A 13,836-nucleotide genomic window follows, 5' to 3' on the forward strand; every position below is an offset into this window, starting at 1 on the left:
GGGACTATGACTGGTCTCCCACATGGCTTTCTGGTCATCCGGCAAGATCGCGAAGTGCGACCTCACTCAGGATGCATTGCAGTACCTGCTCGACGGACAATTCGGTGGAATCCAGCTGGATAGCGTCATGCGCCGGTTTGAGCGGTGCTACCGCTCGCTGGGTGTCACGCTCGTCGCGGACGCGTATCTCATCTAGCAGACTCGGCAGACTAACATCGTCGCCCTTGGCCTTCAACTGCAAATATCGACGCCGGGCACGCTCCTCGACACTGGCGGTCAGAAAAATCTTCAACGGTGCCGAGGGAAACACCACGGTGCCCATGTCGCGGCCATCGGCAATCAGCCCGGGAAACTCCTGGAATGCGCGCTGGCGCTGCAGCAGCGCCTCACGCACCACTGGCAATGAAGCCACCTGCGACGCACCGCTGCCAATTTGCTCGTTGCGAATCGCCAGCGTCACTTCTTCGCCTTCCAGAATGATGCGCTGACCGTGATCCCCGGTCGCCGCCTCGAATTGCACGTCCAGATGCGCGGCCAGAAGCTTGAGCGCCTCTTCATTGGTCAGGTCGACGCCGTGGTTGCGGGCAGCGAACGCCAATAGACGGTACAGCGCCCCGGAATCCAGCAGACACCAACCCAGACGTTTGGCCAGCATGCCGGCTACCGTCCCCTTCCCTGAACCGCTTGGTCCGTCGATCGTAATGACCGGAGCTTGAACTTTCACGATTGCCCCTCTTGCGCTACACGAATACCCACCTGGCTACACAGCGCCAGGAAATTGGGAAAAGAAGTCGCAACATTGGCGCAGTCCCGGATACGGATCGGGGCCGACGCGCGCAACGACGCGATACTGAAAGCCATGGCGATACGATGATCCCCATGACTGTTGACTTCGCCACCGCCGATATTACCGCCGTCGATAATGAGGCCATCGGCAGTCGGTTCAACCTTGACACCCAGTATGGCCAAACCATCGGCCATGGCCTGCAGGCGATCGGACTCCTTGACACGCAATTCCTGTGCCCCGCGCAGCACGGTACGCCCGTCAGCACACGCGGCAGCCACGAACAATACCGGAAACTCGTCGATGGCCAGCGGCACAAGCGCTTCGGGTATCACGATACCTTTGAGTTTCGCGTGACGAACACGCAGCTCGGCAACTGGCTCGCCCCCCACTTCGCGCAGGTTCTGCACGGAAATGTCTGCCCCCATCAGGCGCAGGATGTCGATGACGCCGGTGCGGGTCGGGTTGACGCCGACATGCTCGAGCACCAGATCGGAGCCCTCTGCAATCGATGCCGCCACCAGGAAAAAGGCTGCCGATGAGATATCGGCCGGCACTTCAATACGGGTAGCGGTCAGCGTTGCACCCGATTTAACCGTGGCCGTTGCACCGTTGCCCGATACCGGATAGCCAAATCCGCGCAACATGCGTTCGGTGTGATCGCGTGTCGGGGCAGGTTCAGTGACAGTTGTCACACCTTCGGCATACAGGCCGGCAAGCAGCAGGCAGGATTTGACCTGGGCGCTGGCCATCGGCATCACATAACCGATGCCATGCAGCGGCTTGCCTGCGCGAATGGTCAGCGGCGGATGACCGTCGGCAGCGGTCTCGACCACAGCACCCATTTGACGCAAGGGCTCGGCTACCCGCGCCATCGGGCGCTTGGACAACGACGCATCACCAGTGAGAACGCTGTCGAAACGCTGCCCTGCCAGCAGACCTGACAACAAGCGCATCGAAGTCGCCGAATTACCCAGGTAGATCGGGCCGGGAGCGGGTTTAAGACCGTAAAGACCGACGCCATGGATGGTCAGGCGACCATGATGCGGACCTTCGATGACCACGCCCATGTCCCGGAACGCTTGCAGCGTAGCCAGCGCGTCCTCACCTTCAAGGAAGCCATCGACCTCGGTCGTGCCTTCGGCGATGGAGCCAAGCATGATCGAGCGATGCGAAATGGACTTGTCGCCCGGCACGCGAATTTGGCCGCGCACGCTGCCACCCGGTTCAGCGCTGAACGCCAGCTCACCGACGGCAACGGGCTCAACGTAGGCACGTCGAGCGAGTATCTTGCCGAAATGCTCGCGGGCCACCCGGGCGCGGGTGAAAACACCAAGAAGCTGGTGACCGTCGCCTGCATCCACTGCATCACGCAATGCGTCGAGATCGTGGCGGAAGGTATCCAGCGTGCGCAGCACGGCCTCGCGATTGGCGAGAAAGATGTCATGCCACATCACTGGATCGCTGCCGGCAATTCGGGTGAAGTCACGAAAACCGCCCGCCGCATAACGGAAGATGTCGAGGTTTTCATTGCGCTTGGCCAGTGAATCCACCAAGCCAAAGGCCAACAGATGCGGCAGATGGCTGGTCGCCGCCAGCACTTCGTCGTGGCGCTCGACCTGCATGTGCTCAACGTCGGCTCCCAGCTCGGACCACATCAGGTCAACCAGGGCCAAAGCCGCGGGATCGGTGCCGGGCAACGGCGTCAGAATCACTTTGTGTCGGCGGAACAACGTCGCGTTGGAGGCCTCGACTCCGCTTTGCTCGGACCCGGCGATCGGGTGGCCCGGCACGAAACGCGCAGGCATCACGCCAAACGCGTCACGCGCTGCGCGCACGACATTGCCCTTGGCGCTGCCTACGTCGGTCAATACAGCATTACCGAGGTCGAGCGTAGCGAGCACGCCCAGCAGTCTTTCCATGGCCAGGATCGGCACCGCCAGTTGAATGACATCGGCGCCGGTGCAGGCAACAGCGAGATCGGCTTCACAGCGGTCCACTACACCCAGCTCGACAGCCAGCCTGCGCGACTGAGGGTCAAGATCGACACCCACTACCTCGCGACACAGACCGCTTTCTTTCAGCCCCTTGGCGAACGAGCCTCCGATCAGGCCGAGACCAACCACCACCAGGCGGCCGATCCTGGGCGCAACGGATCGCACTGCCCTCATATCAGGTATGGCATCAACCACGCGCCAGAACCTTGCTCAAGGCTTCGAGGAAGCGGCTGTTTTCAGCAGGCAGGCCAATACTTACACGCAAGTGATTGGGCATGCCGTAACCGGCAACCGGACGCACAATCACCCCCTCGCTCAACAGTCCCTGGTAAACCGATGCGGCCTCACGGCCGACGTCGACGGCGATGAAGTTGGCTTTGGAAGCAATCCACTGCAGCCCCAACTCACGCAGACCCTGCTCAAGCTGCTGCATACCTGCTTCGTTCAGCTCGCGGCTTTGGGTGACGAACTGCGCATCATCAAGCGCCGCGCAGGCGGCCACCAGGGCCAGGCTGTTAACGTTGAAGGGCTGACGCACGCGGTTCAACACATCGGCCACCACCGCCGAAGACAGCGCGTAGCCCACCCTTAGCGATGCCAGCCCATAGGCCTTGGAGAATGTGCGCGAGACAAGCAGGTTCGGGTATTGGCCGAGGAAATTCAGGCCGTCTGGCAAATCGGCACCTTCGGCGTATTCGATGTAGGCCTCATCGAGGACCACCAGCACGTCTTCCGGCACATCGGCGAGGAACGCGGCCAGCGCCTGCGGGCCGAACCAGGTGCCGGTGGGGTTATTCGGGTTGGCGATGAAGACAACGCGAGTGTTGCTGTCGATCGCGGCAAGCATGGCAGGCAGGTCGTGCCCCCAATCCTTGGCCTTGGCCACGCGCGCGTCGGCGCCCACGGCCTGGGTAACGATCGGATAGATGGCGAATGCGTGTTCGCTGAATACTGCATTCAGGCCAGGAGCGAGATAGGCCCGGGCAACAATCTCAAGAATGTCGTTGGAACCATTGCCCAGTGTCACCTGAGTAGGCTCTACGCCACACCGGCGGGACAGCAACTGCTTGAGCTCAAAGCCATTGCCGTCTGGATAGCGGGTCAGTTCCGCCAACGCGTCACGAATTGCCGCCAGCGCCTTCGGACTCCCGCCCAGCGGGTTTTCGTTGCTGGCCAGCTTGATGATGCGAGCCGGGTCGATATCCAGCTCACGCGCCAACTCGTCCACCGGCTTGCCGGGAACGTAAGGCGATAGTTTTTGCACGCCGGCCTGGGCCAGCGCGAGGAAGTCGCCGCTCATGTACCGCTTTACCTCTTCTAGGACAACTGCAGGCTTAGACGCTGCAGCCGTCCGGCTTGCTGGCGGCGACGTACTTGACATCGCTGCCGCGGACAAGCCGGACTGCTACAGGATCTGCGATGTAATCGACACCGCTAGAGAACTGCTTTCGGATAGGAACCCAGCACCTTGAGCGCCACGGCCTCCTGACTGATCCGCTCCAGCACCGCCTTGATCAACGGATCCCGGTGATGGCCGACGAAATCGATAAAGAACACGTAGGTCCATTTACCACTGCGCGAAGGGCGCGTTTCGATGCGGGTCAGGTCGATACCGTTCTCGTGGAAAGGCCCCAGCAATTCGTGCAATGCGCCAGGCTTGTTGCTCATCGACACGATGATCGAGGTCTTGTCATCGCCGGTCGGCGGCACTTCCTGGTTACCGATCATCAAAAAGCGTGTCGAGTTGTCTGGACGATCCTCGATCTTCTCGGCAATACGCAGCAGGCCATACAGGCCCGCCGCCATGTCACCGGCGATGGCGGCAGAGCTCCACTCGCCCTTCACACGCTTGGCGGCTTCGGCGTTGCTGGACACCGCCACGCGTTCGACGTTGGGGTAATGAGCGTCCAGCCATTTGCGGCACTGGGCCAGCGACTGGGCGTGGGAGTAAATGCGGCTGATGCTGTCAGTTTTGGTATTTTCGCCCACCAGCAAATGGTGGTGAATACGCAGTTCGACCTCGCCGCAGATGACCATGTCATGCTCGAGGAAGCTGTCCAGGGTGTGGTTGACCGCACCCTCGGTGGAGTTTTCTACTGGAACCACGCCGAAGTTGACCGCGCCGGCGGCCACTTCGCGGAACACTTCGTCGATGGCAGCCATCGGCTTGCTGATCACTGCATGGCCGAAATGCTTGAGCGCTGCCGCCTGGGTGAAGGTGCCTTCAGGGCCGAGGTAGGCGACCTTGAGCGGCTGTTCCAGCGCCAGGCACGACGACATGATTTCGCGGAACAAACGCGCCATTTCCTCGTTGCTCAGCGGGCCTCGATTGCGCTCCATGACGCGCTTGAGCACGGCGGCTTCGCGCTCAGGACGATAGAACACCGGTTCCTCGCCCTCCGCAAGACTGGCCATTTTTACCCGCGCCACTTCCTGCGCGCAGCGTGCCCGTTCGCTGATCAGTTCCAGGACCTTTTCGTCCAGGCTGTCGATGCGTACGCGCAGCGCCTTGAGCTCTTGTTCAGACATTAGCCATGTTCCTTCTCAAATTCGGCCATGTAGGCCACCAGCGCTTCAACTGCTTCCAAACCCAGAGCGTTGTAGATCGAAGCACGCATGCCGCCGACCGACCGATGGCCTTTAAGGTTGAGCAAACCACGCTCATCGGCACCGGCCAGGAAAGTCTTGTCAAGACGCTCGTCAGCCAGCCGGAACGGCACGTTCATCCACGAGCGGGCGTTGTGGCTGATCGGGTTGGAATAAAACTCGCTGTTGTCGATAAAGCCATAGAGGCGCTCTTTCTTGGCGCGGTTGCGTTGTTCCATGGCCTCGACGCCGCCTTGTTCCCTGAGCCACTCGAAGACCAGACCCGACAAATACCAGGAGTATGTGGCTGGCGTGTTGTACATCGAGTCGTTATCGGCCGAGACCTTATAGTCAAGCATGGTAGGACAACTGCTGCGCGCACGACCGAGCAGGTCTTCACGCACAATCACGACCACCAGCCCGCTAGGGCCGATGTTCTTCTGTGCGCCAGCGTAGATCAGACCAAACTGCGAGACATCGATTGGGCGCGACAGAATGTCCGAAGACATGTCGACCACCAACGGTACGTCACCGGTCTGCGGTACCCAGTCGAACTGCAAGCCGCCAATGGTTTCGTTGGAGGCGTAGTGGACGTAAGCCGCGTTTTGGGTCAGCTTCCATTCGTTCTGCCCCGGGATCGCCAGGTAGTCGAAAGGCTTGGCACTGGCCGCGACGTTGACATTGCCGAAACGGCGGGCTTCTTCAATGGCCTTTTTCGACCAGATGCCGGTTTCGACGTAATCGGCCGTGCCATTTTCCGGCAGCAGGTTCAGCGGAATTTCCGCAAACTGCTGGCTAGCACCACCTTGCAGAAAAAGAATTTTGTAGTGGGACGGAACGGACAGCAGCTCGCGCAGATCTTGCTCCGCCTTCCTGGCGATGGCCGTGTAATCGTCGCTGCGATGACTCATCTCCATCACTGACAAGCCTTTGCCGTGCCAGTCGAGCATCTCGGCCTGGGCGCGTTGCAAAACAGCATCAGGAAGCGCGGCAGGACCGGCGCAGAAGTTAAAGGCTCGCTTGCTCATATCCACCCTCGTCAACTCGTTGAATTCGAAACGGCTGCAGCCGACAGGCCCTTCGGCGCGGCTGCAGTTCTGGCCAAAGCCAAGAGGGCCCGTGAAGGGCCCTCAAAAACAACGTTTATCAGTCTTGCGGTTCTTCTTCGTCAGCGCCGGCATCGGCTTGCAGTTCGTTGGCCGATTCGTCGGAGTCGGAGAGGTTTGCAACCTCACCTTCCAGTTCTTCGCCATCGAGCACTACGCCTTCCAGCTCTTCGCCTTCGACTTCCGACGGCTCCTGAACCCGCTCCAGACCGACCAGCTTCTCGTCCTTGGCCAGCTTGATCAAGGTGACGCCCTGCGTGTTGCGGCCCAGACTGGATACTTCGCTGACGCGGGTACGCACCAGCGTGCCCTGGTCGGAAATAAGCATGATCTCCTCGCCGTCCTGCACCTGAACCGCGCCGACCAGACGGCCGTTACGCTCGTTGCTGACCATGGCGATGACGCCCTGACCGCCGCGCTTGTATTCAGGGAACTCGGTGATCGCGGTACGCTTGCCATAACCACGCTCGGAAGCAGTGAGGATCTGGCTGCCTTCTTCCGGAATCAGCATCGAAATCAGCTTCTGTCCCTCGGCCAGGCGCATGCCTCGCACACCACGGGCAGTACGACCCATGGCACGGACGTCGGATTCCTTGAAGCGGGTGACCTTGCCGCCGTCGGAGAACAGCATGATTTCCTGCTCGCCATCGGTAATGGCTGCGGAGATCAGGATGTCGCCTTCGTCCAGTTCCAGCGCGATCAGACCGACGCTGCGTTGACGGCTGAAGGCTACCAGCGGGGTCTTCTTGACGGTGCCATTGGCAGTGGACATGAAGATGAACGGGGCCTTCTTCTTGTCGGCAGCCTTGATCCGCGCTTTGCGCTCTTCTTCGGTCTCGTTGCTGTTCTCGATGTCTTCGACATCGACTTCCACGCCTTCAACCTCTTCTTCGTCAGCCCGCTTGCGCATGGCTTCCAGATCGACCGGCAGCATCGTGGTGATGTATTCGCCTTCACTCAGCGGCAACAGGTTGACCAGCGGACGACCACGGGCGGCGCGGGACGCTTCCGGAATTTCGTAGGTCTTGAGCCAGTAAACCTTGCCCTTGCTGGAGAACATCAGCAGCGTGGTGTGGCTGTTGGCGACCAGCAGATGAGCGATGTAGTCCTCATCCTTGACGCCGGTGGCCGACTTGCCTTTACCGCCGCGACGTTGAGCCTGGTACACGGCCAGCGGTTGAGTCTTGGCATACCCACCGTGGGAGATGGTCACGACACGCTCTTCTTCCGGGATCATGTCACCCAGGGTCAGATCCAGACGCGCATCGAGGATTTCGGTACGCCGCACGTCACCGTATTCGGCGCGAATCAGTTCCAGTTCTTCGCGAATGACTTCCATCAAGCGCGTTGAACTGTTGAGAATGCGGATCAGCTCGCCGATCTGGGTCAGGATTTCCTGATACTCGGTCAGCAGTTTTTCGTGTTCCAGACCGGTCAGGCGGTGCAGACGCAGTTCCAGGATCGCTTGAGCCTGTTCCGGCGACAGGAAATACTTGCCGTCACGCAGGCCATATTGCGGATCGAGGTTTTCCGGACGGGACGATTCGGCGCCTGCGCGCTCGACCATCTCCACGACGGCGCTCGACTCCCACGGCGTGTTGATCAGACCTTCCTTGGCCTCTGCCGGGGTCGGCGAAGCCTTGATCAGTTCGATCACCGGGTCGATGTTCGACAAGGCAACGGCCTGACCTTCGAGGATGTGACCGCGCTCACGGGCCTTGCGCAGTTCGAAGACGGTACGACGGGTAACCACTTCGCGGCGGTGGCGAATGAAAGCTTCCAGCAGATCCTTGAGGTTGAGGATCCGTGGGCGACCGTCGATCAGCGCAACGATGTTGATGCCGAACACGCTCTGCAACTGAGTCTGGGCGTAGAGGTTGTTAAGGATGACCTCGGGCACCTCGCCACGACGCAGTTCGATGACCACGCGCATGCCGTCCTTGTCGGACTCGTCACGCAATTCGGTGATGCCTTCGAGCTTTTTCTCTTTCACCAGCTCGGCGATCTTTTCGATCAGCCGCGCCTTGTTCAGTTGATACGGCAGCTCGGTAATTACGATCTGCTGGCGACCGCCGACCTTGTCAATGTCTTCGACCATGGAACGGGCGCGCATGTAAATGCGGCCACGACCGGTCTTGTAGGCTTCGACGATACCGGCACGGCCGTTGATGATGCCCGCTGTCGGGAAATCAGGGCCGGGAATGTATTGCATCAACTCGTCGACGGTCAGGTCGCCGTTGTCGATCAGGGCCAGGCAACCGTCGATGATTTCACCGAGGTTATGCGGCGGAATGTTGGTCGCCATCCCCACGGCGATACCACTGGAACCGTTGACCAGCAGGTTGGGGATACGCGTCGGCATGACTGCCGGGATCTGCTCGGTGCCGTCGTAGTTGGGCACCCAATCGACGGTTTCCTTGTGCAGGTCCGCCAGCAACTCGTGGGCCAGCTTGGTCATGCGCACTTCGGTGTATCGCATGGCGGCTGCGTTATCGCCGTCTACGGAACCGAAGTTGCCCTGGCCATCTACCAGCAGGTAGCGCAGGGAGAAGGGTTGAGCCATACGCACGATGGTGTCGTAGACAGCTGTGTCGCCATGCGGGTGGTACTTACCGATGACGTCACCGACCACACGAGCGGATTTCTTGTACGGCTTGTTCCAGTCGTTACCCAGTTCGCTCATTGCAAACAGTACACGCCGGTGCACGGGCTTCAAGCCGTCACGTGCATCGGGCAGAGCTCGTCCGACGATGACGCTCATCGCGTAGTCGAGGTAGGACTGCTTCAGCTCGTCTTCGATATTGACCGGGAGGATTTCTTTGGCCAGTTCGCCCATGAGAAGCCTGATTCCTTTTTCTGGTGAAACCTCGCGCATCCATCCGGGATGAGCGAAGCTCGCCGCCGCCGGCGATTGCCTGGCAGCGACTTACGACAAATCAGCGATTTAAGCCAGGGATTTGCGCAGTAAAGAAGGCTGCATTGCGCCCCCTTGGAAACCGCCGGATGTTACCACAATCGCGGTCAGGCACGAAGCATTTGAGAGCGCTGAAAACGAGCCATTTCGCCACTAGCGGCCTGTAGTGCGCCTACAGGGCCCCGTAGCGCTCACCCCGCCGGATGGTAGCGCCTGTTGCACAGAGCTCAATGCAAGCGTTTACGGCACATCAGCTGGGCCATTTTTGCCGTGTCGGGGCGTTCGACGATGCCTTTCTCGGTCACGATGACATCGATCAGGTCAGCCGGCGTCACATCGAATACCGGATTAAAAGCGCTGACACCCGCGCCCAGCCTGCGGCCTGCCACTTCCAGCAATTCGCTATCCTGGCGCTCTTCAATGGGAATCTCCTCGCCGCTGGCCAGGTTCATGTCGATCGTCGAACTGGGCGCCACCACCATGAACCGAACGCCATGATGCATGGCCGCAACAGCCAGTTGGTAGGTGCCGATCTTGTTCGCCACATCTCCATTGGCGGTGATGCGGTCCGCGCCGACGATGACCCAGGTGATGCCCTTGGTCTTCATCAGGTGCGCGGCCGCCGAGTCCGCCGTGACCGTCACCGGAATGCCTTCGCTGGCCAGTTCCCAGGCCGTCAGACGCGAGCCTTGCAGCCAGGGTCGGGTTTCGTCGGCATATACGCGCTCGATCATGCCGTCTATATAAGCTGCGCGAACCACCCCCAGTGCCGTACCGAAGCCGCCGGTGGCAAGGGCACCGGCGTTGCAGTGAGTGAGCACCGTTTGCAGGTTGCCCTGATGTTTGCGGATCGAATCCACTCCCAGTTGCGCCATGGTCAGGTTGGCTTCGCGGTCGCTGAGATGGATCGCCACTGCCTCGGCCTCCATCGCTGCGCGAGGGTCTTCATGGTCCTTGAGCCGATACAGGCGCCCGCGCATGCGGTTCAGCGCCCAGAACAGATTGACGGCTGTGGGCCGTGTGTTGACCAGCAGATCGAAATCTTCCTCCAGCGCCATCTGCCAATCGCCACCCAGGGCGTAACGTTCAAAGACCGCCAGCACCAAGCCATACGCCGCAGCAATGCCGATGGCCGGCGCGCCACGCACGGTCATGGTTCGGATAGCCTCGGCCACGCCTTCGGCACTGTCGAAGGCCTGCCAGGTCTGCTCGAATGGCAGGACGCGCTGATCCAGCAGATACAGCGTGCCGTCCTGCCAATCGATGGCCTTTACCTTCTCTGCCGCCAGTAGTCGATCACGCATTGCACACCCCACATGATGAAATTTCGAAGATCGGGGCGCTCGGTACGTTCCAATCGTTTGTAGTGATCGAACCTTAGCGTTCACGAGCATGCTCGCTCCCACAATTGATATCGGCGCAAGCAGTCAAATGGCCAGCAGCTGAAAAAGCCGCCGATTATAGCGAGCCGCCCGCCGAGGCGCTCGGGTATACTTCGCCCTCCCGTAAAAGCCCCTGGATGCCCGTCCTCATGCCCCACTCCGCTGCCCCGCTCGACCTTCTGCTGCTGCCGGACTGGCTGGTGCCGGTCGAACCCGCCGGGGTAGTACTGCAGCAACACGGCATCGGGATTCGGGACGGGGTGATCGCGTACATTGGCCCCAAGGCAGAGGCTCTGCGGAAAAATGCTCTGCAGGTCCGAGAACTGCCAGGCATGCTGCTCAGTCCGGGCCTGATCAACGCCCACGGGCATGCGGCGATGACGCTGTTCCGCGGCCTGGCCGATGATCTGCCGTTGATGACCTGGCTTGAGGACCATATCTGGCCCGCCGAGAGCAAATGGGTCGATGAGGACTTCGTGCGCGACGGCACCGATATTGCCATCGCAGAGCAACTCAAGGGCGGCATCACCTGTTTCTCTGATATGTATTTCTTTCCGAAAATCGCCTGCGAACGCGTGCACAACAGCGGCATTCGCGCACAAATCACCGTGCCAGTGCTGGACTTCCCGATACCCGGGGCGCGTAACGCCGACGAATCCCTGCACATCGGCGTCGAATTGTTCAACGACCTGGCTCATCACGACCGGATCACAATTGCCATGGGACCACACGCGCCCTACACCGTCAGCGACGAAAATCTGGAAAAGATCCGGGTCATCGCCGACGAGCTGGACGCGGCGATTCACATGCATGTCCATGAAACTGCATTTGAAGTGAGTGAAGCGGTCCAGCAGCGTCAGGAACGCCCGCTCGCGCGGCTGCACCGGCTGGGCCTGCTGGGTCCGCGCTTTCAGGCCGTGCACATGACCCAGATCAGCGATGATGACCTGGCGATGCTGGTAGAAACCAACTCAAGCGTCATTCATTGCCCGGAATCGAACCTGAAGCTGGCCAGTGGTTTTTGCCCGGTCGAACGGCTTTGGCAAGCAGGAGTCAATGTCGCGATAGGCACCGACGGAGCGGCCAGCAACAACGATCTGGACTTGCTCGGCGAAACACGCACTGCTGCGTTACTGGCAAAGGCCGTGGCTGGCTCGGCGACCGCACTGGACGCACACCGCGCGCTGCGCATGGCAACGCTCAACGGCGCACGAGCCTTGGGCATCGAGCACCTCACCGGTTCGCTGGAAATCGGCAAGGCAGCAGACATGGTCGCATTCGACCTGTCGGGACTGGCGCAACAGCCCATTTACGATTCGGTTTCGCAGCTTATCTACGCCAGCGGCCGTGACTGCGTGCAGCACGTCTGGGTCGCAGGTAAACAACTGCTGCAGGACAAGCGCCTGACGCGAATGGATGAAGAAGCGTTAATCAGGACCGCCAAAGCCTGGGGCAATCGCATCGCCGCCAAGGCCTGACGGACCAGCCTGAGTCGAGAGCGTCGTACACCAGCGCCACGTTTTTGCACGATCACGGCCAGACGCCGCGATCTGGCACCGAATTTCAAGTTTTAGAGGAATCACAGATGAGCAACGTCGACAACGCCGAAATCGCCAAATTCGAGGCCCTGGCCCATCGCTGGTGGGATCGCAATAGCGAATTCAAACCGCTGCACGATATCAATCCGCTGCGGGTGAACTGGATTGACGAGCGCGTCAGTCTGGCGGGCAAGAAGGTGCTCGACGTTGGTTGCGGGGGCGGCATTCTCAGCGAGGCGATGGCCCTGCGCGGCGCCACCGTGACCGGGATCGACATGGGTGAAGCACCCTTGGCCGTGGCGCAACTGCATCAGCTGGAGTCGGGAGTCAGCGTCGAATATCGCCAGATCACGGCCGAAGCCCTGGCCGAAGAGATGCCCGAGCAGTTCGATGTCGTGACCTGCCTGGAAATGCTTGAGCACGTACCCGATCCGTCGTCCGTGATTCGCGCCTGCTACGCGATGGTCAAGCCGGGTGGCCAGGTTTTTTTCTCTACCATTAACCGCAATCCGAAGGCTTATCTGTTCGCGATCATCGGTGCCGAATACATCATGAACCTGCTGCCGCGCGGGACCCATGACTTCAAGAAGTTCATTCGTCCGTCCGAGCTTGGCGCCTGGAGCCGCAGCGCGGGGCTGCAGGTCAAGGACATTATCGGCCTGACCTACAACCCGCTGACCAAACACTACAAGCTGGCCTCCGATGTCGACGTCAACTACATGATCCAGACGCTCAAGGGGGCCTGAATCATGCGCTTGAAAGCAGTTCTATTCGACATGGACGGCACGCTGCTCGATACCGCACCGGACTTCATCGCCATCTGTCAGGCGATGCTGATCGAACGCGGCTTTGCACCGGTCGCCGACAAACTGATCCGTGATGAAATCTCCGGCGGCGCCAAGGCCATGGTCTCGGCAGCGTTCGCGATGTCGCCGAACGAGCCGCAATTCGAGACATTGCGCCTGGAGTTTCTGGAGCGTTACCAGAAAGACTGCGCCGTCCATAGCAGGCTGTTCGAGGGCATGGAGCAGCTGTTGACGGACATCGAAAAGGCGAAGCTCATCTGGGGCGTGGTCACTAACAAGCCGGTGCGTTTCGCGCAGCCGATCATGGAACAGTTGGGCCTGGCCGAACGCTCGGCACTCCTGATCTGCCCGGATCATGTGAGCAAAAGCAAACCTGACCCCGAACCGCTGCTGCTTGCCTGCAAGATGCTCGATCTGGACCCGGCCAGCGTGCTGTTCGTGGGTGATGATCTGCGCGATATCGAGTCGGGCCGCGGTGCAGGCACCAGGACTGCCGCCGTGCGCTACGGCTACATTCACCCTCACGACAACCCCGATCACTGGGGCGCGGACGTAGTCGTGGATCATCCGCTGGATCTACGGCGGGTGCTGGATAACGCGCTGTGCAGTTGCTGAGCGTTGCACGCCCCCGTCGGCAGTAAAGCTTGCCAGTTTTGAAATCGCCGCCACCAGCACGCCGGACTGCTATATAGGTCTGGGCGTGTCACCTGCCGAACATCTAAC

The 13,836-nt window shown here is 60.4% G+C and carries 10 protein-coding genes; 3 read left to right on the forward strand and 7 right to left on the reverse strand.

Features of this window, described 5'->3' with window-relative positions; translation table 11 throughout:
• Positions 1 to 34: 34 nt before the first annotated feature.
• The 7 genes from cmk to mtnA form a co-directional block, all read right to left on the reverse strand.
• On the reverse strand, positions 35 to 724 hold the full coding sequence (gene cmk, locus B3I26_RS04090) for a (d)CMP kinase (RefSeq protein WP_296255286.1): 690 nt from the start codon (positions 722 to 724) through the stop codon (positions 35 to 37).
• Positions 721 to 2,955 carry a bifunctional prephenate dehydrogenase/3-phosphoshikimate 1-carboxyvinyltransferase gene (locus B3I26_RS04095; RefSeq protein WP_296255287.1) on the reverse strand — a complete coding sequence of 745 codons (2,235 nt, stop codon included), beginning with the start codon at positions 2,953 to 2,955 and terminating at the stop codon, positions 721 to 723. Before B3I26_RS04095 ends, cmk begins: the two co-directional genes overlap by 4 nt.
• 13 nt (positions 2,956 to 2,968) lie before the next feature.
• Complete coding sequence (hisC, locus tag B3I26_RS04100) at positions 2,969 to 4,081, reverse strand: histidinol-phosphate transaminase (protein WP_296255291.1); 1,113 nt, start codon at positions 4,079 to 4,081, stop codon at positions 2,969 to 2,971.
• A gap of 134 nt (positions 4,082 to 4,215) precedes the next feature.
• Positions 4,216 to 5,310: a prephenate dehydratase gene (gene pheA, locus B3I26_RS04105; RefSeq protein WP_296255293.1), complete on the reverse strand. Its 1,095-nt coding sequence runs from the start codon at positions 5,308 to 5,310 to the stop codon at positions 4,216 to 4,218.
• Positions 5,310 to 6,395 (reverse strand): 3-phosphoserine/phosphohydroxythreonine transaminase, encoded by a 1,086-nt coding sequence (serC, locus tag B3I26_RS04110; RefSeq protein ID WP_296255294.1) that lies wholly within the window; start codon positions 6,393 to 6,395, stop codon positions 5,310 to 5,312. The genes pheA and serC overlap by 1 nt, the downstream gene beginning before the upstream one ends.
• 118 nt (positions 6,396 to 6,513) lie before the next feature.
• Complete coding sequence (gyrA, locus tag B3I26_RS04115; RefSeq protein ID WP_296255296.1) at positions 6,514 to 9,309, reverse strand: DNA gyrase subunit A; 2,796 nt, start codon at positions 9,307 to 9,309, stop codon at positions 6,514 to 6,516.
• A gap of 305 nt (positions 9,310 to 9,614) precedes the next feature.
• Positions 9,615 to 10,691 (reverse strand): S-methyl-5-thioribose-1-phosphate isomerase, encoded by a 1,077-nt coding sequence (mtnA, locus tag B3I26_RS04120; protein ID WP_296255299.1) that lies wholly within the window; start codon positions 10,689 to 10,691, stop codon positions 9,615 to 9,617.
• 227 nt (positions 10,692 to 10,918) lie between these two features.
• Between mtnA and B3I26_RS04125 the strand changes: the two genes are divergently transcribed.
• From B3I26_RS04125 to mupP, 3 genes are all read left to right on the forward strand, one after another.
• A complete protein-coding gene (locus B3I26_RS04125; RefSeq protein WP_296255301.1) occupies positions 10,919 to 12,247 on the forward strand; it encodes a TRZ/ATZ family hydrolase in 1,329 nt (442 codons plus the stop codon).
• A gap of 107 nt (positions 12,248 to 12,354) precedes the next feature.
• Positions 12,355 to 13,053 (forward strand): bifunctional 2-polyprenyl-6-hydroxyphenol methylase/3-demethylubiquinol 3-O-methyltransferase UbiG, encoded by a 699-nt coding sequence (gene ubiG / locus B3I26_RS04130; RefSeq protein ID WP_296255304.1) that lies wholly within the window; start codon positions 12,355 to 12,357, stop codon positions 13,051 to 13,053.
• A 3-nt stretch (positions 13,054 to 13,056) separates the two neighbouring features.
• Positions 13,057 to 13,728 (forward strand): N-acetylmuramic acid 6-phosphate phosphatase MupP, encoded by a 672-nt coding sequence (gene mupP, locus B3I26_RS04135; protein ID WP_296255306.1) that lies wholly within the window; start codon positions 13,057 to 13,059, stop codon positions 13,726 to 13,728.
• The last annotated feature ends 108 nt before the right edge of the window (positions 13,729 to 13,836 follow it).

It is taken from the genome of Pseudomonas sp. UBA5706, assembly GCF_002419965.1.
Classification (GTDB): domain Bacteria; phylum Pseudomonadota; class Gammaproteobacteria; order Pseudomonadales; family Pseudomonadaceae; genus Aquipseudomonas.

Coding starts and splice junctions, on each gene's coding strand:
- B3I26_RS04095 (WP_296255287.1), bottom strand. CDS start 2,955: ATGAGGGCAGTGCGATCCGTTGCGCCCAGGATCGGCCGCCTGGTGGTG.
- hisC (WP_296255291.1), bottom strand. CDS start 4,081: ATGAGCGGCGACTTCCTCGCGCTGGCCCAGGCCGGCGTGCAAAAACTA.
- pheA (WP_296255293.1), bottom strand. CDS start 5,310: ATGTCTGAACAAGAGCTCAAGGCGCTGCGCGTACGCATCGACAGCCTG.
- serC (WP_296255294.1), bottom strand. CDS start 6,395: ATGAGCAAGCGAGCCTTTAACTTCTGCGCCGGTCCTGCCGCGCTTCCT.
- gyrA (WP_296255296.1), bottom strand. CDS start 9,309: ATGGGCGAACTGGCCAAAGAAATCCTCCCGGTCAATATCGAAGACGAG.
- mtnA (WP_296255299.1), bottom strand. CDS start 10,691: ATGCGTGATCGACTACTGGCGGCAGAGAAGGTAAAGGCCATCGATTGG.
- B3I26_RS04125 (WP_296255301.1), top strand. CDS start 10,919: ATGCCCCACTCCGCTGCCCCGCTCGACCTTCTGCTGCTGCCGGACTGG.
- ubiG (WP_296255304.1), top strand. CDS start 12,355: ATGAGCAACGTCGACAACGCCGAAATCGCCAAATTCGAGGCCCTGGCC.
- mupP (WP_296255306.1), top strand. CDS start 13,057: ATGCGCTTGAAAGCAGTTCTATTCGACATGGACGGCACGCTGCTCGAT.